1 pseudogene is annotated in these 299 nt (G+C 70.9%); it reads left to right on the top strand.

The window, feature by feature from the left end:
- A pseudogene (gene manB, locus AC5RVG_RS16980) lies at positions 1 to 299 on the top strand (phosphomannomutase/phosphoglucomutase); the annotation flags it as partial.

The following is a 299-nucleotide window of genomic DNA, read 5'->3' as shown; positions in this document are numbered from 1 at the left end:
ATCACCGCGCTGGTCGCCCGGCGCGAAATCGCCCGCGCCCGCGCCGCCGGCGAAGAAAGCCCGGCGGTGATCCACAACCTGATCACCTCCCGCGCCGTGCCCGAAACCATCACCGCCGCCGGCGGACGCCCGGTCCGCACCCGGGTGGGACACTCGTTCATCAAGGCGCACATGGCCGAGGAGAAGGCCGTGTTCGGCGGCGAACACTCCGCGCACTACTACTTCCGCGACTTCTACAACGCCGACACCGGCATGCTCGCCGCCATGCACGTGCTCGCCGCCCTCGGCGAGCAGGACGC

The sequence above is a fragment of the Arthrobacter senegalensis genome (assembly GCF_059091765.1).
The sequence above is the reverse complement of the archived record's forward strand: the minus strand, read 5'-3'. Positions and strand labels throughout refer to the sequence as shown.